The 23381-nt window shown below is 62.3% G+C and carries 22 protein-coding genes and 1 tRNA gene; 7 read left to right on the top strand and 16 right to left on the bottom strand.

What is annotated here, in order from left to right; all coding sequences use genetic code 11:
- Positions 1-46 precede the first annotated feature (46 nt).
- The 5 genes from ACJJVH_RS13705 to ACJJVH_RS13685 all read right to left on the bottom strand — a co-directional run bounded on the left by ACJJVH_RS13705 (position 47) and on the right by ACJJVH_RS13685 (position 3797).
- Positions 47-976: an electron transfer flavoprotein subunit alpha/FixB family protein gene (locus ACJJVH_RS13705; protein ID WP_412064153.1), complete on the bottom strand. Its 930-nt coding sequence runs from the start codon at positions 974-976 to the stop codon at positions 47-49.
- Between the two features lie 27 nt (positions 977-1003).
- Positions 1004-1753 (bottom strand): electron transfer flavoprotein subunit beta/FixA family protein, encoded by a 750-nt coding sequence (locus tag ACJJVH_RS13700; protein WP_112804333.1) that lies wholly within the window; start codon positions 1751-1753, stop codon positions 1004-1006.
- Positions 1754-1949: 196 nt separating this feature from the next.
- Entirely contained in the window at positions 1950-2528 is a 579-nt protein-coding gene (locus ACJJVH_RS13695; RefSeq protein ID WP_412064152.1) for a cob(I)yrinic acid a,c-diamide adenosyltransferase, read from the bottom strand.
- Between the two features lie 114 nt (positions 2529-2642).
- Positions 2643-2846: a twin transmembrane helix small protein gene (locus ACJJVH_RS13690; RefSeq protein WP_047630776.1), complete on the bottom strand. Its 204-nt coding sequence runs from the start codon at positions 2844-2846 to the stop codon at positions 2643-2645.
- A 117-nt stretch (positions 2847-2963) separates the two neighbouring features.
- On the bottom strand, positions 2964-3797 hold the full coding sequence (locus ACJJVH_RS13685) for an SDR family oxidoreductase (RefSeq protein WP_112803056.1): 834 nt from the start codon (positions 3795-3797) through the stop codon (positions 2964-2966).
- Positions 3798-3910: 113 nt separating this feature from the next.
- Between ACJJVH_RS13685 and ACJJVH_RS13680 the strand changes: the two genes are divergently transcribed.
- Positions 3911-4846 carry a YihY/virulence factor BrkB family protein gene (locus tag ACJJVH_RS13680; RefSeq protein ID WP_412064151.1) on the top strand — a complete coding sequence of 312 codons (936 nt, stop codon included), beginning with the start codon at positions 3911-3913 and terminating at the stop codon, positions 4844-4846.
- Here ACJJVH_RS13680 and gluQRS read toward each other — a convergent pair.
- Positions 4811-5692 carry a tRNA glutamyl-Q(34) synthetase GluQRS gene (gene gluQRS / locus ACJJVH_RS13675; protein ID WP_412064150.1) on the bottom strand — a complete coding sequence of 294 codons (882 nt, stop codon included), beginning with the start codon at positions 5690-5692 and terminating at the stop codon, positions 4811-4813. The two genes, ACJJVH_RS13680 and gluQRS, sit on opposite strands and share 36 nt — an antisense overlap.
- A gap of 43 nt (positions 5693-5735) precedes the next feature.
- Here gluQRS and ACJJVH_RS13670 point away from each other — a divergent pair, with 43 nt between their 5' ends.
- Both ACJJVH_RS13670 and ACJJVH_RS13665 read left to right on the top strand, forming a co-directional pair.
- Positions 5736-6380, top strand: a complete 645-nt coding sequence (locus tag ACJJVH_RS13670; protein WP_112803052.1) for a DNA-3-methyladenine glycosylase family protein — start codon at positions 5736-5738, stop codon at positions 6378-6380.
- Positions 6381-6491: 111 nt separating this feature from the next.
- A complete protein-coding gene (locus tag ACJJVH_RS13665) occupies positions 6492-7049 on the top strand; it encodes an HNH endonuclease (protein ID WP_015341304.1) in 558 nt (185 codons plus the stop codon).
- A 264-nt stretch (positions 7050-7313) separates the two neighbouring features.
- Here ACJJVH_RS13665 and ACJJVH_RS13660 read toward each other — a convergent pair whose 3' ends face one another.
- The 5 genes from ACJJVH_RS13660 to ACJJVH_RS13640 all read right to left on the bottom strand — a co-directional run bounded on the left by ACJJVH_RS13660 (position 7314) and on the right by ACJJVH_RS13640 (position 10767).
- Positions 7314-7826 (bottom strand): disulfide bond formation protein B, encoded by a 513-nt coding sequence (locus ACJJVH_RS13660; protein ID WP_412064149.1) that lies wholly within the window; start codon positions 7824-7826, stop codon positions 7314-7316.
- Between the two features lie 18 nt (positions 7827-7844).
- Positions 7845-8438, bottom strand: coding sequence for a YqaA family protein (locus ACJJVH_RS13655; protein ID WP_113436892.1), 594 nt, complete (start codon positions 8436-8438; stop codon positions 7845-7847).
- 173 nt (positions 8439-8611) lie between these two features.
- Complete coding sequence (locus tag ACJJVH_RS13650; protein ID WP_412064148.1) at positions 8612-9073, bottom strand: hypothetical protein; 462 nt, start codon at positions 9071-9073, stop codon at positions 8612-8614.
- Between the two features lie 168 nt (positions 9074-9241).
- A tRNA-Leu gene (locus ACJJVH_RS13645) sits at positions 9242-9326 on the bottom strand.
- Between the two features lie 142 nt (positions 9327-9468).
- Positions 9469-10767, bottom strand: a complete 1299-nt coding sequence (locus ACJJVH_RS13640) for an MFS transporter (protein WP_112803042.1) — start codon at positions 10765-10767, stop codon at positions 9469-9471.
- A gap of 235 nt (positions 10768-11002) precedes the next feature.
- On the opposite strand from ACJJVH_RS13640, the gene ACJJVH_RS13635 reads away from it, so the two are divergent.
- On the top strand, positions 11003-11590 hold the full coding sequence (locus ACJJVH_RS13635) for a TetR/AcrR family transcriptional regulator (protein WP_113361005.1): 588 nt from the start codon (positions 11003-11005) through the stop codon (positions 11588-11590).
- Positions 11591-11596: 6 nt separating this feature from the next.
- Here ACJJVH_RS13635 and ACJJVH_RS13630 read toward each other — a convergent pair whose 3' ends face one another.
- The gene (locus ACJJVH_RS13630) at positions 11597-12391 is read right to left on the bottom strand and encodes a class I SAM-dependent methyltransferase (RefSeq protein ID WP_113406306.1); all 795 of its coding nucleotides are present in this window, start codon (positions 12389-12391) and stop codon (positions 11597-11599) included.
- A 420-nt stretch (positions 12392-12811) separates the two neighbouring features.
- Positions 12812-13792 (bottom strand): aldo/keto reductase, encoded by a 981-nt coding sequence (locus tag ACJJVH_RS13625; RefSeq protein ID WP_113386225.1) that lies wholly within the window; start codon positions 13790-13792, stop codon positions 12812-12814.
- Positions 13793-14149: 357 nt separating this feature from the next.
- On the opposite strand from ACJJVH_RS13625, the gene ACJJVH_RS13620 reads away from it, so the two are divergent.
- A complete protein-coding gene (locus ACJJVH_RS13620; RefSeq protein ID WP_412064147.1) occupies positions 14150-15790 on the top strand; it encodes an AMP-binding protein in 1641 nt (546 codons plus the stop codon).
- Here the strand turns inward: ACJJVH_RS13620 and ACJJVH_RS13615 are convergent.
- Complete coding sequence (locus tag ACJJVH_RS13615) at positions 15777-17048, bottom strand: GNAT family N-acetyltransferase (protein WP_412064146.1); 1272 nt, start codon at positions 17046-17048, stop codon at positions 15777-15779. The genes ACJJVH_RS13620 and ACJJVH_RS13615 overlap by 14 nt on opposite strands.
- Before the next feature lie 2 nt (positions 17049-17050).
- Entirely contained in the window at positions 17051-18466 is a 1416-nt protein-coding gene (locus ACJJVH_RS13610) for a lipopolysaccharide biosynthesis protein (protein WP_412064145.1), read from the bottom strand.
- Between the two features lie 231 nt (positions 18467-18697).
- Here ACJJVH_RS13610 and ACJJVH_RS13605 point away from each other — a divergent pair, with 231 nt between their 5' ends.
- Positions 18698-19297, top strand: a complete 600-nt coding sequence (locus ACJJVH_RS13605) for a glutathione S-transferase family protein (protein WP_412064144.1) — start codon at positions 18698-18700, stop codon at positions 19295-19297.
- Between the two features lie 111 nt (positions 19298-19408).
- Here the strand turns inward: ACJJVH_RS13605 and secA are convergent, their stop codons facing one another.
- Complete coding sequence (gene secA / locus ACJJVH_RS13600) at positions 19409-22129, bottom strand: preprotein translocase subunit SecA (protein ID WP_113503863.1); 2721 nt, start codon at positions 22127-22129, stop codon at positions 19409-19411.
- 244 nt (positions 22130-22373) lie between these two features.
- On the opposite strand from secA, the gene ACJJVH_RS13595 reads away from it, so the two are divergent.
- On the top strand, positions 22374-23300 hold the full coding sequence (locus ACJJVH_RS13595; protein WP_112803024.1) for a peptidylprolyl isomerase: 927 nt from the start codon (positions 22374-22376) through the stop codon (positions 23298-23300).
- Positions 23301-23381: the final 81 nt, after the last annotated feature.

Below are 23381 nucleotides of genomic sequence, written 5' to 3'. Positions count from 1 at the left end.
ACGATTTTCCAGTGTCTCGCAACTGCGAGAAACCCAATCGAAGCGTTCACAATGCCTTTTGCAGCTCCGGCAGGGCTTCGAAGAGATCTGCGACGAGGCCGTAGTCTGCGATCTGGAAGATCGGGGCATCCTCGTCCTTGTTGATGGCGACGATGACCTTGCTATCTTTCATGCCGGCCAGATGCTGGATGGCGCCGGAGATGCCGCAGGCGATATAGAGCTGCGGTGCCACCACCTTGCCCGTCTGCCCCACCTGCCAGTCGTTCGGCGCATAGCCGGCATCGACGGCGGCGCGCGAGGCGCCGACGGCGGCCCCGAGCTTGTCGGCAACCGGCAGGATGACTTCCTTGAACTTCTCGGCAGAGCCCAGCGCACGGCCGCCCGAGATGATGATCTTCGCCGAGGTCAGCTCCGGACGATCCGAAGAGGACAAGGCATCGCCGACGAAGGTGGATAGCGCCGGATCGGCAGCCGCCGACACCGTCTCGATCGCAGCCGAGCCGCCTTCCGCGGCAGAGGCGAACGAGGCCGTGCGCACGGTGATGACCTTCGTGGCATCGGTCGACTGCACCGTCTGGATGGCGTTGCCGGCATAGATCGGCCGCTTGAAGGTGTCGGCAGAGACCACTTCGATGATTTCCGAGACCTGGGCGACATCGAGCAGGGCGGCCACGCGCGGCAGCACGTTCTTGCCGACCGAGGTGGCCGCGCCAAGGATGGTGTCGTAGGACCCGGCGAGCGACACGATCAGCGCCGAAAGGGGCTCGGCCAGATTGTTGGCAAGGCTCGCATCCTCGGCAACCAGCACCTTGGAGACGCCGGCAAGCTTGGCAGCCTGCTCAGCCGCCGCCTTGGCGCCCGCGCCTGCGACAAGCACATGCACGTCGGAACCGATCTTGGAGGCCGCCGTCAGCGCCTTGGCGGTCTGGTCGGAGAGATGTTCATTGTCGTGATCAGCCAGAAGAAGAATGGCCATGATGTCTAACTCCTCGTTCGGACCGGATTAAAGCACGCCGGCTTCGACTTTAAGCTTCTCGACCAGCTCGGCGACCGAGCCTACCTTGACGCCCGCCTTGCGGCCCGACGGCTCCTCGGTCTTCAGCACCTTCAGCCGCGGCTCCGTCGACACGCCGAAGTTTGCGGGCGACGTCTTGTCGAGCGGCTTCTTCTTGGCCTTCATGATGTTCGGCAGCGAGGCATAGCGCGGCTCGTTCAGGCGCAGGTCCGACGTGACGACGGCCGGAAGCTTGACCTCGATCGTCTGCAGGCCGCCATCGACTTCGCGCGTGACCTTGGCCGAACCGTCGCCGATCTCGATCTTCGAGGCGAAGGTGGCCTGCGCCGTGCCGAGCAAGGCCGCCAGCATCTGGCCGGTCTGGTTGGAATCGTCGTCGATCGCCTGCTTGCCGACGATGATGAGGCCCGGCTGTTCGGCGTCGGCCACACCCTTGAGGATCTTGGCGACGGCCAGCGGCTCGACTTGATCGTCGGTCTCGACCAGGATGGCGCGATCGGCCCCCATGGCCAGCGCCGTCCTCAACGTCTCCTCGGCCTTGGCAGGTCCGATCGACACGACGACCACTTCCTCCGCCTTGCCGGCTTCCTTCAGACGCAGCGCCTCTTCCACCGAAATCTCGTCGAACGGGTTCATCGACATCTTCACGTTCGACAGCTCGACGCCAGATCCATCCGGCTTGACCCGGATCTTCACGTTGTAGTCAACCACCCGCTTGACGGGAACCAGTATCTTCATGGAATCCTTCCTTCAACATGACCGCCCGAGAACATGCGCTGCTTAGCGCCATTCCATTTGTCGAATGGCGACATGGATACGCGTTTTTTTCCCAATTACAACGCTTCCACGCCGCTGAGAGACGAATTGCTTTAAAGGCATAAATAACGTTTACGTCAACGTCAATATGTGTGCCTTCGGCGATTGGTCCGTGCAGCTATCGATTCTTGCCGGGAACCCACAGCACATCGGCGCGGCCATGCTGATTGGCATGGCGCGCGGCGACGAAGAGGAAATCGGAAAGCCGGTTGATATATTTCAGCGCCGGCGGGCTCACGCGCTCGCCCTGCTCACGCGACAGCGCCACCATCAAGCGTTCGGCACGCCGGGCAATGGTGCGGGCAAGGTGCAGATGGGCGGAGGCCGGGCTGCCAGCCGGCAGAACGAAGGATTTCAACGGCTCGAGATCGGCGTTGAGCAGGTCGATATCCCGTTCGAGGCGCTCGACCTGATGGTCGACGATGCGCAACGGCTCATAAGCCGGCGGTTCATCGGTTTCCGGCGTCGAGAGATCGGCGCCGAGATCGAAGAGATCGTTCTGGATGCGCATCAGCATGGCGTCGATATCGGCCATGCCGGCGGTATGCAGCCGCGCGACGCCGATGGCGGAATTCGTTTCGTCGACGGTGCCGTAGCTTTCGACGCGCAGGTCGTGTTTCAGCCGCCTCGGGCCGGTGGCGAGGCCCGTCGTGCCGTCATCGCCGGTCTTTGTGTAGATCTTGTTGAGCTTGACCATCGTGTTCCTGTGGCTAGAGCCTTTTCGCCCTTCTTCGGATCGCGAAACGCTCTATCCCGTTGCTTTTACGCAATTCCGGACGGGAAAACCGCTACGCCTTCTCCTGGAATTGGTCTAGGCAGGGCGACCGCCGCCCGTCAGCCAGAGCGTCAGCATGATCAGGATGACCGCGACGGCCTGCAGCAGGACACGCAGCTGCATCAGCCGGTTCGAAAGGTTCGGGTTGTCGCCTTTCATCATGTTCAGCAGGCCGCGAACGAGAACGATCGCGACCAGGCCCATGACAATGATGGCGGCAACATAGGTAACGGTCGACATGGCTCCTCCATCCTTGTCTTTTGAGCGGTTCAGCCTTTCAGGAAATCCTCGAACCGCTCTATTTCATTGTTTCCGCTATCCCGGAGGGAAATCGCTATGAACTTTCCCGGGATTGCTTCAGTCCAGCCGGCGCATCAGACGATAGAAAAGGTCGGCCGGCAATAGCCTTTTCAAGAGGACACCCTGCTTGGCGGGCGTCGTTACCAGATAGTGCGGGCGCGGATTTCCAGCATTCAAAGCCGATTTTAGCACATCATAGACCGCTTCGGGGCCTAATTTATGTTTGTTGATCGGGCCGGAGCCGTCCAGCCGTCGCAATTGCCTGCGGTATTCGACCGCATGCGCCGAGCCTTCCCGGTCGATATGCTCGTTGATCTTGGCAAGCGCATTGGCGGTGAAGCGCGTCGCGATCGGGCCGGGCTCGATGAGGCTGACGTGGATGCCGCTGTCCTGCAGCTCCATCCTGAGCGTGATCGTCAGCCCTTCCAGCGCGAATTTCGAGGCGGTATAGGCGCCGCGGAAGCGATAGGGAACGAGACCGAGAATGGACGAGCAATTGACGATGCGGCCGTGGCCCTGCTTGCGCATCAGCGGCAGGATCTGGCGCGTCAGCTCGTGCCAGCCGAAGAAATTCGTTTCGAACTGCTCGCGCAGCACATCGGTCGTCAGGTCCTCGACCGCGCCCGGCTGCCCATAGGCGCCGTTGTTGAAGAGCGCGTCGATCCGGTCGCCGGTGCGCTCGCGCACCGCAGCGACTGTGGCGGAAATCGTCTCGGGCCGGGTGTAGTCCAGAAGAAGCGCTTCGATGCCGTCGGTGGCAAGCGGTGCGAGATCGGCTTCCTTCCTCACTGTCGCGAAGACGCGCCATCCGTCGTCCCGCAACGCCCGGGCGCAATAGGCACCAATGCCGGAGGAGCAACCAGTCAGCAGGATAATGCGTTGTTCCGTCATGGGAAGATGATTCCTGTACAAATCGGGACTCGTTTCCCATATTCAGGAACCCGATTCAATCGACAACCGGCGGTATCAGCCGGATGAAAATGCCGACGCCAGGCGGAGATGGAATGCCGACAGCCCTGCGGACGATCTACAAAGTGATTTACGACGCAGTGTTCCATTTCGTCGAGGACGACGGCTTCGCCATGGCAAGCCATGTGGCGCTTTCGACGCTGCTGGCGGTTTTTCCCTTCCTGATCTTCGGCACGGCGCTGGCAAGTTTTCTCGGCGCCAGCCAGTTTTCATCGACCGCCGTGCATCTGATCTTCGATACCTGGCCGGAGGCGATCGCCAAGCCCTTGGCCGACCAGGTCGTGCAGGTGCTGACCATCCCGCGCGGCGGGCTGCTGACGATCTCCGTGCTGGCGGCCGCCTATTTCGCCTCGAACGGCGTCGAGGCGCTGCGCATCTCGCTGAACCGCGCCTATCGCGTGCCCGAAACCCGGCCCTGGTATTTCAATCGCCTCGCCAGCCTTGGCTATGTCCTTATCGCGGTTCTGATCTTTGCGATCCTCAGCATCCTGTTGGTCGCGGTGCCGCTGGCGCTCAACTACACGCGGCAATGGCTGCCGAAGCTTGCCGATATCCTCGACATCGTCTTCAGCTGGCGGATCTACGGTACGATCTTCCTGCTGGTGGCGGGTCTGATGATCCTGCATCTGTGGCTAGCTGCCGGGCGCAGGCGGCTGTTTGACGTCATCCCCGGCGTATTTCTGACCTTGATCTTCTGGTCGGTCGGGGCGCTGCTGTTTGCCTATTATCTCTCGACCTTCGCCAATTACACCGCCACCTATGCCGGTCTGGCGTCCGTCATGATCGTGCTGATTTTCCTTTACATGCTGGCCGTGATCTTCATCATGGGGGCGGAGATCAATGCGGCGCTGATGAAATTCCGGGTGCGGCGGCTGCTGTTCGGCAAGACGGCGAGCCGGACGAACCAGGATGCGACGCGGGAGGCCGCCCCGGACTCAGAGGCCGATACGGCGGCGAAGTTCCGTCGGTGACAGGCCCTGACGCCGCCATTCGGCGATGCCGGTGTCGCCCATGCTCTTGGAAAGCTTCCTGCCATCGCTGCCGAGCAGCAACCGGTGATGGTGATAGAGAGGCTCCGGCAGGCCGAGCAGCGTCTGCAGCAGGCGATGGATCGAGGTGGCGTGAAAGAGATCAAGTCCGCGCACGACATGGGTGATGCCTTGCACGGCATCGTCGACGACGACCGAAAGATGGTAGCTGGAGGGTGCGTCGGAGCGCGACAGCACGACATCGCCCCAGGATGCGGCATCGGCCGCAATGAGGCCCTTCTCGCCGTCCCCGCTTTCCCGCCAGCACAGCGGTTCGCCCGCCACCGCGAGCGCCTTTTCCATGTCGAGACGCCAGGCGTGCTTCACGCCTGAGGCCAGCAGGCGCTGCCGTTCGGCATTGCCGCGCTCGCGGTCGTCGGGCGGGTAGAGCGGCGTGCCGTCCGGATCGCGCGGCCAAGACTTGCCGTCCGCTTCGAAGGCGGCGACGCGGGCCTTGACCTCGCCGCGCGTCAGGAAGGCGGGGTAGACGAGGCCGCGGTCGACAAGGGTCTCCAACGCCTGTTGATAGGCCGGGAAATGCTCGGACTGGCGGCGCACCGGCTCCTGCCAGCGCAGGCCGAGCCAGGAAAGGTCGGCGTAGATGCCTGCTTCGAAATCGGGTGTGCAGCGCGTCTGATCTATGTCTTCGATGCGCAGCAGGAAATCGCCGCCCGCTCTCGCCGCCATGTCGTGATTGAGGATGGCGGATAATGCGTGGCCGAGATGCAGCGGGCCGTTGGGGCTCGGGGCGAAACGGAATTTCGGCTTTTGACGGGGAATCTCGATCATGCTTTCTTCTGCCACGAATTTGAACCGGGGACTACGAGACGCCATGCAGATCATTCGCGACGAGCGCGACATCGAACGGGGGCTGGCGGCTCTCCTGGAGATCGATCCGCGCCTGCGGCCCGTTGCCGCAGAGGCTGGCGTCTTGCCCTTGCGGCTGCGCGAGCCGGGCTTCGAGGGGCTTGCCCATATCATCGTTTCGCAGGTCGTCTCCCGCGCCAGCGCCGATGCGATCTGGGGAAAGATGATCGCCGGGATGGGGCAGATAACAGCGGAGGGCTATGTTGGCCTTGCGCCGGAGGCATGGCGAACTTTCGGCCTTTCGCGAATCAAGCACGAGACGCTGGCGCGTGTGGCGGATGCCGTTGCCGGGGGCGGTCTCGATCTACATGCGCTCAGCGCCGAATCGCCGGAAAAGGCGCTTTCAGAGCTGATGGAGATCAAGGGAATCGGGCCCTGGACGGCCGAGGTTTACCTGATGTTCTGCGGCGGTCACGCAGATGTGTTTCCGGCCGGAGACGTGGCGCTGCAGGCGGCCGTCGGCATGGCTTTCGGCCATGAGGTCAGGCCTCTGGCCAAGGCCATTGCCCGGGAAGCGGCGGTTTGGGCGCCCTGGCGCTCCGTCGCGGCCCGACTTTTCTGGGCTTATTACGCCGTGAAAATGCGGCGGGACGCGCTGCCCGTCGTTTAGTCGGCTGTCTCGCCGAATTCGCCCCTATGCACTGAATTTATTCGACTTCACAATCCTGTAACAACCGGCCTAATATACAGGTGCAGATGCCGAATCGATCAGGAGGGTTCCTTGACGATTGCAGTCTCCCCGCAGTCCTTGCCGGCGCTCGTCCTGAACGCCGACTACAGACCGCTGAGTTACTATCCCTTGTCGCTCTGGTCCTGGCAGGACGCGATCAAGGCGGTTTTTCTTGACCGTGTGAACATCATCGCGGAATACGATCAGTGCGTGTCGTCACCGAGCTTCTCGATGCGGCTGCCGAGTGTCGTATGCCTGAAGACCTATGTGCAGCCGTCCCGCAATCCCGCCTTCACCCGCTTCAACGTCTTCCTGCGCGACAAGTTCGAGTGCCAGTATTGCGGCTCCCATGACGACCTGACCTTCGACCACGTCATCCCGCGCGCCCATGGCGGCGAGACGACCTGGGAGAATGTCGTGGCCGCCTGTTCGCCATGCAATCTGCGCAAGGGCAGCAAGCTGCCGAAGCAGGCCGGCATGTTCCCGGCGCAGAAGCCATACCAGCCGACCGTGCAGGACCTGCACAACAACGGCCGCCTGTTCCCGCCGAACTACCTCCACGATAGCTGGCTCGACTATCTCTACTGGGATTCGGAACTGCAGCCGTAAGGGTTGGTGACTGTGCGTGAGGAGGGTGTTGTACCCCCTCTGTCCCTTTCGGGACATCTCCCCCACAAGGGGGGAGATTGGTTACTTTCTGTACTTTCCCGACTTAAACTGTCATCGCGCCTGCTGTCGCTGAGCTTATTTGTCTTTTGCAGACATGCGGCATACTCCCTGCAATCTCCCCCCTTGTGGGGGAGATGTCGCGATAGCGACAGAGGGGGTATCAGAGCCGCGGCATACGAGAGGGCCGTCGCTCGCCCGAAAATATCAAGCCGTCTTCTTCGCACCCAAAAAGGCAATGGCCGCGAGAATCACGCTGGCGATCACGTTCCAGCCGGCCATGGACAGGCCGAGGATGCGCAGCGCCGCTTCCGTGCAGGACGGTCCCTTAATGGTGTTCAGCTGGCCGAGCAGGTCGCCGGCGTTCTGGGTGACGCTACTTGCCGTCGTCGAGCAGGTCGTCGGGCCTTCCCAGAAGTGCCATTCGACGCCGGCGTGATAGACGCCGATGCCGCCGCCGACAACCATCATCAGGCCCGCGATGATGAGGAGCCCGCGGGTGATCCACGAGGGGAGGCCGGCAACCGCCGTCAGGACGGCGATGATGGCGACCGGGATGCCGTAGTAGTAGGGTTGGCGCTGATCGAGGCAGAGCGCACAGGGGATATAGCCGCCGATATACTGGAAGCCGAGCGCCGAGCCGATGACGACGATCATGCCGATCGTCAGCAGGGCGCCATAACCGAGGGCGGCGCGGGAAGTGGGCGAAGTCGTGGACATGCGTTGGGGGCTCCTTGGTCAGCTTGCCAGGGCAAAATGGAAGATGCCGTAAAGGGCAATGAGAATGGCGGCGGCGGCCATGGTGATCTGGCCCAGGCGCTTTTCGATGAAGTGGCGGATGGATTCGCCATAACGGCGCAGCAGGAAGGCCAGGAAGAAGAAGCGCGCGCCGCGCGCGACGATGGCCGAGACGATGAACAGGCCGAGATCGATATGGGCGACGCCCGACAGGATCGTCACCACCTTGATCGGCGGCAGGTGCGCCAGGCCCGACGTCACCAGCAGCAGCAGGATCCACTCATAGGTGATGCCGGCGCTCATCTGGTTGAAAGCATCGAGTTTGCCGTAGAATTCGAGGATCGGCTTGGCGATGGTCTCGAAGGCGTAATAGCCGAGCGCCCAGCCGGCAATGCCGCCAAGCACGGAGGCGACCGTCGCCGTCAGCGCATAGCGCCAGGCACGCTCGGGCTTGGCGAGAGACATCGGCAGGAACAGGACATCAGCCGGAACGAGGAAGACCGAGCTTTCGACGAAGGCGATCACGGCCAACCAGATCTCCGCCGATTTGCGGCCGGCAAGCGACATGGTCCAGTCGTACAGTCTACGAAGCATATGGCCCCCTTCTTGCTGCGTCGCAAACCTTTAGGGGGCAGGATTATGGCTGTAAATGGTCGCCCGCTGACGGAAGCCGCACAAAATCAAAATTTTTCGTGATGGTGGGGGGATTTGGCGCAGTGCCGCCGCAACCGCCGCTTATGAAGTATATCCTGGGTTTTATAGAGATATTACGGTTTTTGAGCTGATGAACCGTTCCGTACAATTCTCCCGACGATCAGATCCCAATCGTCCGGATTGTCTGCTGTCGATTTCATGCGTGCGATCCCAAACTCGCTCTCAGCTTTGCAGTCGACTGTCGCGACGCGGCCTTTTGCCGTTCTGGTTAGCTTGCAGAGGCCAGACGCTTTTAGGGGGCGTCCCGCGTAGACGCCGGTGACTTTGAACATATTTCTATCAATTATCAGGCCCGAGAAGTTGAAGTCGCCGATTGCCGCCTTTGCACCGACCAACATTTGGCGGCGCTGCGGCCCTTGCATGGAATAAACCAATCGACAAGCCTGTTTTGGAGCATCGCCGAGTTCGACAAAGCATGTTCGTGCGGGGGCCGCCTGATGTCGGGGTGCGGAAACGGCCTCGTCAAAACCGAGGCAGACAATCAACATGGCAAGGATAGCATAGGCTATTTTCATAACGGCCCCGATTTCGAGAGCAGTATGTCATCAACCGCGACGAAATCAACCATTGCTTGATAAAGCTTTTTACGTTTTAGCGATATGGTTGTGCAAGCCAATGTCTGGCGAAGCTGATGGACCACGAGAGAGCCGGCATGCTTCGAGCCGATCGAGGTGTCGATGATATGGTGCCCCATGCCGGAGTCGAACCAGCACTTCTTTCGAAACTCGATTTTGAGTCGAGCGCGTCTACCAATTCCGCCAATGGGGCAACGGATCATGACGAGGCGGCTGTCTAGCATGTGATCGGCTCGGGGCGCAAGCCGGGGCTGGCAGATATTGCGTGTGTTTCCGCAGGGTTGCGGTTTGGCCCATGGCGCGGGTGGGCGCCATGGGCTTTTGTCGCTCGGGGCTCAGTGCGCCATGGCCGGGCCCTTGGTGGTCGAGCCGGATTTTTGCAGGGTGATCGCCAGGATCGCGGCGAGCAGGCAGAAGGCGCCGGCGGCGAAGAAGGCGGGCAGGTAGGTGTTGAGCTCCGTGCGGGTGAGGCCGGCGCCGTAGGCGGCGGTGGCGGCGCCCAGCTGGTGGCCGGCAAAGACCCAGCCGAAGACGAGGCCGGCCTTTTCGCGGCCGAAGCGGTCGGCGGCGATCTTGACGGTCGGCGGCACGGTGGCGATCCAGTCCAGCCCGTAGAAGACGGCGAAGATCGACAGGCCGTAGAAGGTGAAGTTGCTGAAGGGCAGGTAGACCAGCGACAGGCCGCGCAGGCCGTAATACCAGAAGAGCAGCCAGCGATTGTCGAAGCGGTCGGAAAGCCAGCCGGAGCCGATCGTGCCGAAGAAATCGAAGATGCCCATGACGGCGAGCACGCTTGCGGCCGCGACCGGCACGATGCCGAAATCGCCGCAAAGCGTGACGAAATGCGTCTGGATCAGGCCGTTGGTCGACAGGCCGCAGATGAAGAAGGTGGCGAACAGGATCCAGAAGGTGGAGGTCGTGGAGACTTCCCTCAGGATCGACAGGGGCGAGGCGAGCGCGGCCTTCAGGTTCTTCGTGGCCGGCGGCGGCGGCGTGATGTGAATTTCGCCGACCAGCGGCAGGTCGACGTCGGAAGGACGGTCGCGCATCAGGAGCAGCACGACGAAGGCGGCGACGACGATCATGCTGCAGACGAAAATCACGGTCGCGCGCCAGCCGTAGCGTGTCGTCAGCTCCGCCATCAGCGGCAGGAAGACCAGCTGGCCGGTGGCCGAGCTTGCCGAGAGCATGCCGATGACGAGGCCGCGATGCTTGGTGAACCAGCGGGTCGAGACCGTCGCCGCCAGCACCATGGCGGTGAGGCCGGTGCCGAAGCCGACGATGACGCCCCAACACAGCAGCAGCTGCCAGACCTCCGTCATGAACAGCGAGCCGATGAAGCCGACGCCGATCGTTGCGAGCGCGAAGACGATGACCTTGCGAACGCCGAAATAATTCATGAAGGCGGCGGCGAAGGGACCCATCAGGCCGAACAGCACGAGGCGGACGGCAAGCGCCGACGAGATGGAGGAGGTGCTCCAGCCGAACTCATCCTCCAGCGGCTTGATGAGCACGCCGGGCGCGCCCATGGCGCCGGCCGTGACGAGCATGGTGAGGAAGGTGGCACCGACGACGACCCATCCATAATGGATGTTGCGCCGGGCAAGCGTCGAGGCAAGGGCAGTGGAAACCATGAGGTGCGTTCCGATAAAGTTGCGTATCTTGGCGTCAGGATCGGGGAGCTGCGAAGGCGCTCGATTGCGGATGGGATCAGGATACCATACTCGCTTCTAGCGCCATGCCGCCTTCCCGGCTTGAACGTTTGTGTAAAGGCATTTACATGATTGCTATCATATTTGTTGCGTATTGATGATGGCCATCATATAAATTGTCAATACAGATTTATTGAAGCTCTGATGGAGTTTTTTGATGAGAGTGAGCCGGGAAAAGTTCGCCGAGAATCGCGAGAAGATCCTTGCCGTGGCAGGGGAGCTCTTTCGCGAGAAGGGTTTTGACGGCATCGGCGTCGCCGAAATCATGAAGGCGGCCGGGCTGACGCATGGCGGCTTCTATGGCCATTTCGATTCGAAGGACGAGCTTGCCTGCGAGGCGAGCAAGGCGCTGGTGGCGCGCTCGCTGGAGCGCTGGAAAGACGTTGCGTCCAGTTCGCCCGATCAGCCGCTGGAAGCGCTGCTGGCCCATTACCTCTCGCATCGCAACGTTGTGGAGCACGCGACCGGCTGTGTCTTTGCGGCGTTGACGCAGGAGGTCAGCCGGCACGGTCCGGAGATGCAATCCACCTTCACCGGCGGCCTGATGGGTCTGGTCGAGGTGCTGGAAGAGATCGTTCCCGGCGAAACGCCGGAGGAGCGTCGGCGCAAGGCTTTCGCCAGCCTTTCGGCCATGGTGGGCGCCGTCATCCTCGCGCGGGCGATGGACAATGCCGAACTGTCGCAGGAATTCCTTGCGGCGACCCGGCAGGAGCTGACGCCCCGGCCGGATGAAGAAAATCGCTGATCGCGTCTAATCGCGGAAGGCGAGCAGCCCGTTCGCCTCGACGATCTCCCTGAATTTCCCGTCGGGCGCCGCTGCAAGCAGCTCGGCGCGGAGTGCGGCCTCGAAATCGGCAGCCTTGTCGCCGAGCGCCTGCGGCGAGGTAGACGACATCGAGAAGACGCGGCCGACGATGTCCTCGATATCCCTCGTATATTCCGAGACGATGCCGATGCGCTCCAGATTGCGGAAGGGCGAGGCGAGCAGCATCGCCTCGTGCGGCGCCCATGCCTTGCTCTTGCGCAGCAGCCGGTCGGCATTGCGCTCCGGCGAATAGGTCTGCGCCAGCGGTTCGACGATCCCGCGCCAGTCCGGCTCGGCCAGAACGCTCTTGTCGTGGAAGAGGACGACGGCGCCGCCGGGTTCGATCAGCCTGTCCAGCGCCTCGAGCGTTGCCGGCCTGTCCATCCAGTGGAAGGAGCGGCCCATGACGCAGAGATGCAATTTGCCGATATCAGGCCCGAGATCGTAGGAGGAGCCTTGGCGGATGGTGATATCGACGCCGGCCTTCTGCGCGCCGGCCTCGACTTCGGCGAGCATTTCCGGCTCCGGGTCCATGGCGGTGACGGCCGCGCCCTGCAGCCGCGCGAAGGCGATGCCGAGCTGGCCGGGGCCGCAGCCGAGGTCGAGCACATGGTCGCCGCGCTTCAGCCCGCTGCGCTCGGCAACGCGGGCAATCAGCCGGTCCGGGTAGGGAATGCGGTAGCGCAGATAATAGGCCGCGGTCGATTGAAAACGCCGTGCTTCGAAGGGAACCGTGATCATTGGATATCATCCTCGGGGCTGGGAACCTTGACCTGTTAAGCCTCAACTGTGACCGACCTGTGAAGTCACTTTTGCGCGATTTGCCGCGGGGGCGAAGGCATCGGTTCGGGAGTTTCGGGATCGCCCTCCATCCGTCGGCTCGGAAGATGCAGATGGAATGCGATACTCCTTCTCCCAAGGGGGAGAAGGTGCTGCAGGCCGATGAGGGGCTGCCTTCCAAGGGCACGGAGCCGATGGATCCGAAGCGATCCCCCTCATCCGACCCTTCGGGCCACCTTCTCCCCGAGGAGAGAAGGTACATGACGCACCGATCAGCTCCATAGTCGACAGCCTTGCCGCGAGCGGGGAGAGGGTTGGGTTGAGGGGCTGCGCGCGGCACGCAGCTTCATCAGCCTCGCCTGACCAGCCGCAAATCCTCGCTCACTTGAATCCGGCAACTCCGTGCGGGACGTAGGGTGATTCCAGCGCCTCGATCTCCTCCGGCGTCAATTTGACCTCCAGGGAGGCGACGGCATCGGTGATATGGCCGGGCTTGGAAGCGCCGACGATCGGCGCGGTGACGGCGCTTTTCTGCAGAATCCAGGCGGTCGCGACCTGCGCGCGCGGGATGCCGCGTGCCTTGGCGATAGCGCCGACGGCATCGACGATCTTGCGGTCGGCTTCGAGCGCCTGGGTGTAGAGCGTCTTGCCGAACTCGTCGGATTGCGTGCGGGCCGTGGCTTCGTCCCAGTCGCGGGTCAGGCGGCCGCGGGCGAGCGGGCTCCAGGGGATGACGGCGATCTTCTGGTCCTCGCAGAAGGGCAGCATCTCGCGCTCTTCCTCGCGGTAGAGCAGGTTCAGGTGGTCCTGCATGCTGATGAATTCCGTCCAGCCGTTGAGGCGCGAGGTGTAGATCGCCTTGGCGAACTGCCAGGAATACATCGAGGAGGCGCCGATGTAGCGGGCCTTGCCGGCCTTGACGACATCGTGCAGCGCTTCCAGCGTTTCCTCGATCGGCGTCGTATAGTCCCAGCGATGGATCTGGTAGAGATCGACATAGTCGGTGCCGAGGCGGCGCAGGCTGTTGTCGATTTCGTCGAAGATCGCCTTGCGGGAAAGACCGGCGCCGTTCGGGCCCGGCCGCATGCGGTTGAAGACCTTGGTGGCGAGCACGATGTCCTCGCGGCGGGCGAAATCCTTGATGGCGCGGCCGACGATTTCTTCCGAGGAGCCGTTGGAGTAGGTGTTGGCCGTATCGAGGAAGTTGATGCCGGCCTCGATCGCCTGGCGCAGCAGCGGGCGGCTGTCCTCCTCCTTCAACGACCAGGCATGCGTGCCCTTGTTGGGGTCGCCATAGGTCATGCAGCCCAGGCAGATGCGCGAAACTTCAAGACCGGTCTTGCCGAGCTTTACATATTCCATCGATATTCTCCGTCCATTCGATGATGCGGTGTATGGGACCCGCCGTCGGGAGGGCGGCGGAGGGCATGCGTCGGCTGGAGCGGCTCAGCTCGTCGTGGAATCTCTAAACCGCTCCATCTCGTTATTTTCACGCAATTCCGGACGGAAAACCGCTGTGCACTTTTCCTGGAATTGCGCCAAGGCAAATCGGCGGGCCAGATTTGCCGCCGATCGGTGCGTCAGTTCATGAAGAGCTTCGAAGTATCCTTCAATAAATAAGGCGATTCGCCTGCCGGGGAAGACGGCAATTTCAAATGTTTCCTTGAACCCCAGGGGCGACAGGTGTTAGCTGCACCGCACCATTTTCTGGGATTCTGCATGAAATTGCCCCCGCGAGATACTTACGAAGCCCTCTATCGCGACTTTCGCTGGGAGATTCCCGCGAAATTCAACATAGGACATGCTGTCTGTGATGCCTGGGCCGAGCAAGAGCCCGAGCGCGTCTGCGTCCAGCATTTCAATCCGGACGGCAATCACTTTTTCATGACCTACGGAGAGTTGCGCGATCGTTCCGCCTCTTTCGCCAATGCGCTCGTCGCGCTCGGCGTCGGGGCAGGAGATCGGGTAGCGCTGCTGCTGCCGCAGAGTTTCGAAACGGTCGTGGCGCATGTGGCGATCTACAAGATGGGGGCGATCGCCCTGCCGCTGGCGTTGCTGTTCGGCGCCGAGGCGCTGGAATACCGGCTGAAGGCGTCCGGTGCATCGGTGCTCGTGACCAACCGCTTCGGGCTGCGAAGGCTGCGTCCGATCAGGGATCGGCTGCCCGAACTGGCGCAGGTGATCAGCATCGATGGCGCGGAGGAGGGAGTTGCCGGTTTTGCTGATCTGGTGGCTGCGCATCCGCCTCTGTTCGATGTGGCGGATACGGGCCCGGACGATCCGGCATTGATGATCTTCACCTCGGGGACGACCGGTCCGCCCAAGGGCGTGCTGCATGGCCACCGCGTCCTTCCCGGCCACATTCCGGGCATGCAGTTCGCTCATGAGGGTTTTCCGCAGGCCGGAGACCGGCTCTGGACGCCGTCGGACTGGGCCTGGGCCGGCGGCCTTCTGAATGCGCTTCTGCCGAGCCTGATGCTCGGTGTCCCCGTCGTCTCCTCGCCGGCACAGAAGTTCGATCCGCACACAGCCTTTCGTATCATGGCCGAAATGGAGGTGCGCAATGCCTTCATTCCGCCGACGGCGCTGCGGCTGCTCAAAGCCATCGACAATCCGCGGGAGCATTACGATCTCAAGCTGCGCACCATCGGCTCGGCCGGCGAGGCGCTCGGCCGCGAAACGTTCGAATGGGCGCGGTCGGCGCTCGGCGTCAGCGTCAACGAATTCTTCGGCCAGACGGAGTGCAACTTCGTCATTTCTTCCAGCGAGGCCTTCGGCGTCAGCCGCGCCGGAGCGACCGGCAAGGCTGTCCCCGGCCATCGCGTCGCCATCGTCGATGCCGAAGGTATCGAAGTTCCTGTCGGGGAGAGCGGGCAGATCGCCATCAAGCGGCCCGATCCGGTGATGTTCCTCGGCTACTGGCAGAACGAGACGGCGACGGCGGCGAAATTCGCCAATGACTGGTTGTTGACCGGCGATATCGGCCGGCAGGATGCCGACGGCTATATTTCCTTCGTCGGCCGCGACGACGACGTCATCACCTCGTCGGGTTATCGCATCGGGCCGAGCGAGATCGAGGATTGCCTCGGCGGCCACCCCGCCGTGCAGCTTGCCGCCGCGGTGGGCAAGCCGGACGCGGTGCGAACGGAGATCGTCAAGGCTTATGTCGTCCTCGCGCCCGGCCGCGCGCCGAGCGCGGCGCTGGCGGCCGATATCCGCGAATGGGTGAAAACCCGGCTTTCCATGCATGAATATCCGCGCGAGATCGAGTTCGTCGACGCCCTGCCGCTGACGACATCGGGCAAGGTGATCCGTCGTCTGCTGCGCGAGCGGGCGGTCGCCGAAGTTAGCGCTTCGTAAGCGACAGGATTTTTTCGCGCAGCAGTTTCGCCATGTTGCGGGTGCTGCGGTACATGTGCAGCTGTGTCGCTACCTGGCGCACGTCGCGGTCGCCGTTCGGCGTCAGGCCGATGATGAGCGTGCCCATGTCCTCGCGTTCATGCCAGAAGCGGCTCATGATCGGGTGATCCGGCACGGCGCAGGAATCGGAGCGGACGACGTTGGCATCGTCGAGATGCCATTCCGTCAATTCGCCCATCAGCAGCTTGCCCGGCGAGAAGCGCGCATAGGCTTCGTCATAGGCCGTCTTCCAGGTGTAAGCCTCGCCGCCCATGATCAGCACGATCATCGAGGCGATGGCCTTGCCGTCGAGATCGATGGAGTGGATGCGCACCGCATCGACGGCCGCGAGGTTGGAGATCGCTTCGCGGGCGAAGGCGGCATGATGACGGTCGGTGACGAGTGCCGAGCGCTTCTTGCCCTTCCAGCCGCTTGCTTCAAGGGCCAGGAATTCTTCCATGCGGATGTGAACGTCGCGGGGCTGACGTGCGACGTTGTAGCTGACCTCGCCCTGGTTTTCCAAAAGCCGCCATTGCCGGCGCATTTCGCGCAGGTGCGCATTCGAGATCGTCCGCTTGAGATAGGCGAGCGCGTCGTCGTTGCTTTGAAGCATCGGGCGCCGGAAGGGATTGGCGACGCCGACGGGCAGGTTCCGCCCGATGGCGATGGCCTTGGCCATCTGGACGAAGCGGCCGTTCAGGCGCATGTCCGGCAGCACGAGCGTGGTCGGCAGATGCAGTTCCTGCCGGGCGAGGGCTTCGAAGAGATTGTCAAGCGTTTCGCCGGCGTCCTCGGCGTCGAGCAGCGGCGTGCCGAGCGGGCCGAAGGAGTTCGACCAGATGCGGATGATCGAGGGACCGATCGCAAAGCCGGGCTTGTCTATGGTGAAGGGCATCAGCAGCCGGATACGACTGCGCGTGCTGCTGTTGTCGCGCATCAGGGCCAGGCGCACCTGCCGATCCTCGAGGCGCGGCATGGCGGGCGCCAGGAAGCGGCCGGAGAAGAACACGTTCGGTTCCACGGCGCGGTTGGAAAGGAAATCCAGTTCGTCCTGCAGCTCGTAGCCGAGCTTGCCGGGATAGAGGCAGAGTTCGCGGCCGGAGCGGCCGACCTCGACCCGGGCTTCGGCTTTCGGCGTTTCGAAATGCAGCGCTGCGAGCGTGTGCGTCAGGGCGTTCACTTGGCTGTCTGTGCTTTCGGTGTAAGGAGGGCGGGCCATGATCAGAGCGCCCTCGTTGCCGATGACGCCGCCGGGCGCCGGAGGAGGGCGAATAGAGTAATGCCGAGCGCCCGTCGGACGGCGATGTGCAGGAGCAGAGCCTCGATTGCCATGGCGGCCGCGCCGGCAATGGCTGCCCCTTCGATGCCGAGATGCGGGATGAGGGCGACGTTCAGACCGATATTGGCGGCAAGCGCCGTGGCATAGAGGTAGACGCAGAGCATCTGCTTGTCTGCCATGGTCAGCAGGATTTCGGCGGGTCCGACCAGCGCTCTCGCCAAAATGCCGGCCAGCAGGATCGCCATCACGATCTGACCTTCGGTGAAGGCGGCGCCGAACAGCGAGAGCAGGAATTGACCTGCCGCCAGAACGGCGAGCCCGACGGCAAGCGCCGGAAAAAAAGACCACCGCGTCGCTTCGGTTGCGAATGCCGCAAGCTTGCCTCGATCGCCTTCGGCGATGATGGCGGCAAAGCGTGGCCCTATCGCGGCCCTGACGGCGAAGGAGACGAAGTGCACCAGCGCCATCGTCTTGGCGGCGGCGAAATAGATGGCGGTCTGATCGGGATTGAGAAATATCCCGACGACGACGACGTCCGAATTGGTGAGAAGATAACCCACGCCTTCGACCAGGAAGATCGGAAAGGCAACGGCGAGCCAGGCATTGACCTCGATAGCCCTCGCACCGCTCGGATAATGGCGGCGCAGACGGAGCGTCACGGCGAGATATTGCAGCAGGACGCTGGTAAAGGCGCCGGCCAGGGCCGCCGTCATGGCGGTGACGGCATCGCGCGGCGCGCCTGCGAGGACCGCAGCCACCATGTAGAGCAGTATCAGCGACGGGCGGATCAGGAAGGTCGGGCTCAAGGCCAGGACCGGCCAATGCTTGGCGCGGGCCGTGCCGTCCAGAACATCGCCCAGCGCGATCATCGGCACGGCAATCAGGCCGAGGAAGATCGGCATGACGTAATAATGTTCGATCGTCCCCTGAAAGGCGTAGACCAGCAGTGCGCCGATCAGTGCCAGCATGCCGGAAGCAGCGAGGACGAAAAGGCGCGCGGCCGTATTCAGGCCGCGAATGCCGGCATGATTGCCGCTGGCATCGTATTGCGGCAGAAACCGGATGATGGCGCTCGGAAAGCCGAAGCAGGCGAGATTGCCGAAGAGGATCATCAGCACCCAGACGAATACGAAGACGCCATACTCGAATCTGCCCATCAGGCGGGCAAGGACGATCTGCGACAGGAAGGCCAGGGCCGCGCCCGCGATGCGGATGGCGAAGGCTATGAGCGCCATGCGCTGCGAGACAGCCTTTTCATCCCGGCCGGAGAGAAGAGCGCCGATCCTGCGCAGATACGGCGACAGCGCTGTCCGCAACGCGGACGGCAACATTCTTTCTGCTGTTTGAAAGACCGCCATGATCGATACGCAATACTTTAAGTATGATCCCAACCTCGCGGTAGTCTTGGCAGAGGAGGGTTAAGAATAGGTTCTTCCAACACGTAAAACTGGTTCTGCCCCGGGGCTGCGGGTTGTCCTCCGCTGATGGAAAAACAGCTGTCGGTCGGTATCTCCTTGCCCCGGCGCAGGAAACGGGTGGCCGGCCGGCCGGCGGCATGCAGATATTGTCGGCTGCCGGAGGAGGACCTCATGTTCACGCTATACGACTACTTGCCGTCGCAGAATGGCTGGAAGGTCAGGGTGCTGTTCGGATTGCTCGATATTCCCTACCAGACGCGATTGGTATCGATTTTCGAAGGCGAGGGGCGCACGGAAGGCTTTCTCGATCTCAACCCGGCGGGCGGCATTCCCGTTCTCGAACTGGAGGACGGGCGCACGATCGCGGAATCGAACGCAATCCTCTGCTATGTCGCCGAAGACACGCGATTTCTGCCAGCCGACCGCTACGAGCGCGCCAAGGTCATGCAGTGGCTGTTCTTCGAGCAATATCACGTCGAACCGGTCATCGGCACGCTGCGCTTCTGGACGATGACGGGCCGGCTCGAATTGCAGGGCTCTATGGTCGAGGCGAAACGGACCGCCGCGCGCCGCGCCCTTGCAGGGCTGGAGCGCGGCGATCTTACGATCGCCGACATAGCCGTCTATGCCTATGGCCACAGGGCAGGGGATTGCGGTTTCGTCCTCACCGATTATCCCGCGCTCACGGCCTGGTTCGGTCGCGTGCGGGAGGCCATCGGTCCCGGCTATTCGATTCACCTCTACAACGACGATCCGCATTCCGCCATGTGAGAGCGGATCGCGGGGCGGCGGCCTGTCTCCGCCGGGCAGCATTCCGGGAGTCCGGATACAAAAATGCCGCCCGGAGGCGGCATTCCGTTCATTGTTCTCGACGTGCGGGCCTTACACGACCTCGCTGCTTTCGAAGGCGCCGTGGCAGTGCTTGTACTTCTTGCCCGAGCCGCAGGGGCATGCCTCGTTGCGGCCGACGCGGCCCCAGGTGGCAGGGTTCTGCGGGTCGCGATTTTCCGGCGGCACGAAGCTTTCGCTTGCAAGAGCGAACGGCGCGAATTCGTCCTCGCCGGTGGTCGCGTCGATATGACGGGCCTGCATCGGCGGGGTTTCCGGCTCCGCCGGCTGCTGCACGAGCTCGACGCGCGAAAGCTGGGCGGTGACGGCCTGGCGCAGGTTATTCAGCAGCGTCTGGAACAGCTCGAAAGCTTCAGCCTTGTATTCCTGCAGCGGATCGCGCTGGGCGTAGCCGCGGAAGCCGATAACGGAGCGCAGGTGATCGAGATTGACGATGTGCTCGCGCCAGAGATTGTCCAGCGTCTGCAGCACGATGGAGCGCTCGACATAGGTCATGATCTCGGGGCCGAAGCGTTCGGCCTTCTCGTTGGCCGCCTTGTCGGCGGCTTCCGTCAGGCGGGCGCGGATATCGTCTTCCGCGATGCCTTCTTCCTTGACCCAGTCGTGGATCGGCATGTCGAGGTCGAAGAAGTTGGCGACGGCCGTCTTCAGGCCATCGGCGTCCCACTGTTCGGCATAGGCGCGCTCGGGGATGTGCCGCGACACCAGGTCCTCGATGACTTCATGGCGCATGTCGCCGACAGTTTCGGTGAGGTCCGTAGCGTCCATCAGCTCGACGCGCTGCTCGAAGATGACCTTGCGCTGGTCGTTCAATACGTCGTCGTACTTCAGAACGTTCTTGCGGATATCGAAGTTTCGGGCTTCGACCTTCTTCTGGGCGCGTTCCAGAGCCTTGTTGATCCAGGGATGGACGATGGCTTCGCCTTCCTTGAGGCCCAGCTTCTGCAGCATGCCGTCCATGCGGTCGGAGCCGAAGATGCGCATCAGGTCGTCCTGGAGCGACAGGTAGAATTTCGAGCGGCCCGGGTCGCCCTGACGGCCGGAACGGCCGCGGAGCTGGTTGTCGATACGACGGCTTTCGTGGCGTTCGCTGGCGATGACGTAGAGGCCGCCGGCGGCCAGCGCCTTTTGCTTCAATTCCTTGATTTCCTCGGCGATCCTGGCGATGGCCGCATCGCGCTCGGGGCCGGGTTCCATCTCGTGCAGCTCGCGTTCGACGCGCATTTCCAGGTTGCCGCCGAGCTGGATATCGGTACCGCGACCGGCCATGTTGGTGGCGATCGTCACGGTGCCGGGGACGCCGGCCTGTGCGACGATATAGGCTTCCTGCTCGTGATAGCGGGCGTTCAGCACCTGGAAGTCCGAGAAGCCGCGCTTGCGCATGAGATCGGCGAGAAGTTCGGACTTCTCGATCGACGTCGTGCCGACCAGCACCGGCTGGCCGCGCTTATGGGCGTCGAGGATTTCGGTGATGATGGCGTTGTATTTCTCGGTATGCGTCCGATAGACCTCGTCGTCCTCGTCGATACGCTGGATCGGCAGGTTGGTCGGCACTTCGACCACGTCCAGGCCATAGATATTGCCGAATTCTTCCGCTTCCGTCGAGGCCGTGCCGGTCATGCCGGCAAGCTTGTCGTACATGCGGAAATAGTTCTGGAAGGTGATCTGCGCCAGCGTCTGGTTTTCCGGCTGGATCTGGACGTGTTCCTTGGCTTCCAGGGCCTGATGCTGGCCGTCCGAATAGCGGCGGCCCGGCATCATGCGGCCGGTGAATTCGTCGATGATGACGACTTCGCCGTTGCGGACGATATAGTCCTTGTCGCGCTGGAACAGCTTGTGCGCCTTGAGCGCGTTGTTGATGTGATGGACGATCGCGACGTTTTCGACGTCATAGAGCGATTCACCCTTCAGCAGTCCGGCCTCGCGCAGCATGTTTTCGAGCTTTTCCGTGCCTTCCTCGGAGAAGTTGGCGGAGCGCTGCTTTTCGTCGATCTCGTAATCTTCCTTCGCCAGGCGCGGAATGAAGGCGTCGATCGTATTGTAGAGGTCGGAGCGGTCGTCAAGCGGACCGGAGATGATGAGGGGCGTACGCGCTTCGTCGATGAGGATCGAGTCCACTTCGTCGACGATCGCGAAGTTGTGGCCGCGCTGGACCATCTGGGCGCGGTCGTACTTCATGTTGTCGCGCAGATAGTCGAAGCCGAGCTCGTTGTTGGTGCCGTAGGTGATGTCGCAGGCATAGGCTGCGTGGCGCTCCTCGTCGGACAGGCCGTGGACGATGACGCCCGTCGTCAAGCCGAGGAAGCCGTAAAGGCGGCTCATGGTGGCGCTGTCGCGCTGCGCCAGGTAGTCGTTCACCGTCACGACATGCACGCCCTTGCCGGCCAGTGCGTTCAGGTAGACCGGCAGCGTCGCGACGAGGGTCTTGCCTTCGCCGGTCTTCATTTCGGCGATGGCATTGGAATGAAGTATCATGCCGCCGATGAGCTGCACGTCAAAAGGTCGCATGCCAAGAACGCGGCGCGACGCCTCGCGGGCGACTGCGAAGGCCGGCACAAGAATATCGTCCAGCGTCTTGCCGTCTGCCAGCTGCTGGCGGAATTCAACCGTCTTGGCGGCCAGAGCTTCATCGGACAGCGCATGCATCTGCTGCTCGAGCGCATTGACGGCGGCTACTTGCGGCTGGAACGATTTGACCCGGCGGTCGTTGGACGAGCCGAACAACTTGCGGGCAATTCCACCTAGGCTGACCATGTGACTGGTCCTTTCTGAGATTTCATCCTGCCGCTTCCTGCTTTATCCACTCCCAAAAAAACGGGAGTATAGCACAAAACGGCCGGAAACTGTTCTGGACGCGAGGTTGCGTGACAGATAAGAGGGGGGTCGATTGATGTCAACGGGATTTGGCCGATACAGAAAGGCCACATTCTCCTGCTGAAGGCTTTTTCACGCCGGATTCACATCTTCGAGCCGGTCGAGACCACCGAAGGGTTATTTTATGTTGAAGTACAACAAACTTGCTGCTGCGGTTGCTTTCGCCGCAATCGTTACCTTCCAGGCTCCGGTCTTCGCGGCCGATGCCAAGGACCCCGTTGTCGCCAAGGTCGGCGATGTCGAAATCCATCAGTCCGAACTCGATCTGGCGATTGCCAACCTCGATCCGCAGCTCGGCCAGCTTCCGGACGACCAGAAGAAGGTCGCCGCGCTTTCCGCTTCGATCGACGTGAAGCTGCTGTCGCAGAAGGCTGCTGCCGAGAAGCTCGACCAGACGCCGGATTTCCAGGCCCACATGGCCTATCTGCGTGATCGCGAGCTGCACAATGCCTACTTCAAGGCCCATGTCGCCGACAAGATCACGGACGACGAAGTCAAGGCGCGCTACGACAAGGAAATCGCCGCGCTGCCGAAGCAGGAAGAAGTTCATGCCCGTCACATCCTTGTAAAGACCGAGGACGAAGCCAAGGCGATCATCAAGGAACTCGATGCCGGCAAGGACTTTGCCGAACTCGCCAAGGAAAAGTCGACCGACCCGAACAAGGCCGACGGCGGCGATCTCGGCTATTTCGGCCATGGCCGCATGGTCAAGGAATTCGAGGACGCGGCTTTCGCGCTTCCGGTCGGCACCTACACGAAGACGCCCGTCAAGACCGATTTCGGCTGGCACGTCATCAAGGTCGAAGACAAGCGCAACGCTCCTCCTCCGCCGTTCGACCAGGTCAAGGATCAGGTTCGTCAGCTCGTCATGCGCGACAAGTATCTTGAACTCCTGAACCAGGCCAAGCAGGACAGCAAGGTCGTCATCAACGACCCGGCGCTCAGCAAGGCCTATGACGATGCGCAGAAGCAGCAGGACGCAGCACCGGCCGACGATGCCGTTGCGCCTGCCGATGGTGCGGCAGCGCCCGACGCCCAGCCGCAGCAGTAAGTCACAGCAGTCAAAACCATCAGGGCCCGGATTTTCCGGGCTCTTCACTGGAGCCGGATGATTTCGGGCCGTATCGACCTG

The organism is Rhizobium sp. SYY.PMSO (assembly GCF_046840415.1).
GTDB lineage: Bacteria > Pseudomonadota > Alphaproteobacteria > Rhizobiales > Rhizobiaceae > Rhizobium.
Note: the sequence above shows the minus strand (reverse complement) of the source record. Positions and strands in the feature narration are given on the sequence as shown.

Excerpts from the sequence above, each read along its gene's own strand:
- ACJJVH_RS13705 (WP_412064153.1), bottom strand. The coding sequence starts at position 976 with ATGGCCATTCTTCTTCTGGCTGATCACGACAATGAACATCTCTCCGAC.
- ACJJVH_RS13700 (WP_112804333.1), bottom strand. The coding sequence starts at position 1,753 with ATGAAGATACTGGTTCCCGTCAAGCGGGTGGTTGACTACAACGTGAAG.
- ACJJVH_RS13695 (WP_412064152.1), bottom strand. The coding sequence starts at position 2,528 with ATGGTCAAGCTCAACAAGATCTACACAAAGACCGGCGATGACGGCACG.
- ACJJVH_RS13690 (WP_047630776.1), bottom strand. The coding sequence starts at position 2,846 with ATGTCGACCGTTACCTATGTTGCCGCCATCATTGTCATGGGCCTGGTC.
- ACJJVH_RS13685 (WP_112803056.1), bottom strand. The coding sequence starts at position 3,797 with ATGACGGAACAACGCATTATCCTGCTGACTGGTTGCTCCTCCGGCATT.
- ACJJVH_RS13680 (WP_412064151.1), top strand. The coding sequence starts at position 3,911 with ATGCCGACAGCCCTGCGGACGATCTACAAAGTGATTTACGACGCAGTG.
- gluQRS (WP_412064150.1), bottom strand. The coding sequence starts at position 5,692 with ATGATCGAGATTCCCCGTCAAAAGCCGAAATTCCGTTTCGCCCCGAGC.
- ACJJVH_RS13670 (WP_112803052.1), top strand. The coding sequence starts at position 5,736 with ATGCAGATCATTCGCGACGAGCGCGACATCGAACGGGGGCTGGCGGCT.
- ACJJVH_RS13660 (WP_412064149.1), bottom strand. The coding sequence starts at position 7,826 with ATGTCCACGACTTCGCCCACTTCCCGCGCCGCCCTCGGTTATGGCGCC.
- ACJJVH_RS13655 (WP_113436892.1), bottom strand. The coding sequence starts at position 8,438 with ATGCTTCGTAGACTGTACGACTGGACCATGTCGCTTGCCGGCCGCAAA.
- ACJJVH_RS13650 (WP_412064148.1), bottom strand. The coding sequence starts at position 9,073 with ATGAAAATAGCCTATGCTATCCTTGCCATGTTGATTGTCTGCCTCGGT.
- ACJJVH_RS13640 (WP_112803042.1), bottom strand. The coding sequence starts at position 10,767 with ATGGTTTCCACTGCCCTTGCCTCGACGCTTGCCCGGCGCAACATCCAT.
- ACJJVH_RS13635 (WP_113361005.1), top strand. The coding sequence starts at position 11,003 with ATGAGAGTGAGCCGGGAAAAGTTCGCCGAGAATCGCGAGAAGATCCTT.
- ACJJVH_RS13630 (WP_113406306.1), bottom strand. The coding sequence starts at position 12,391 with ATGATCACGGTTCCCTTCGAAGCACGGCGTTTTCAATCGACCGCGGCC.
- ACJJVH_RS13625 (WP_113386225.1), bottom strand. The coding sequence starts at position 13,792 with ATGGAATATGTAAAGCTCGGCAAGACCGGTCTTGAAGTTTCGCGCATC.
- ACJJVH_RS13620 (WP_412064147.1), top strand. The coding sequence starts at position 14,150 with ATGAAATTGCCCCCGCGAGATACTTACGAAGCCCTCTATCGCGACTTT.
- ACJJVH_RS13615 (WP_412064146.1), bottom strand. The coding sequence starts at position 17,048 with ATGGCCCGCCCTCCTTACACCGAAAGCACAGACAGCCAAGTGAACGCC.
- ACJJVH_RS13610 (WP_412064145.1), bottom strand. The coding sequence starts at position 18,466 with ATGGCGGTCTTTCAAACAGCAGAAAGAATGTTGCCGTCCGCGTTGCGG.
- ACJJVH_RS13605 (WP_412064144.1), top strand. The coding sequence starts at position 18,698 with ATGTTCACGCTATACGACTACTTGCCGTCGCAGAATGGCTGGAAGGTC.
- secA (WP_113503863.1), bottom strand. The coding sequence starts at position 22,129 with ATGGTCAGCCTAGGTGGAATTGCCCGCAAGTTGTTCGGCTCGTCCAAC.
- ACJJVH_RS13595 (WP_112803024.1), top strand. The coding sequence starts at position 22,374 with ATGTTGAAGTACAACAAACTTGCTGCTGCGGTTGCTTTCGCCGCAATC.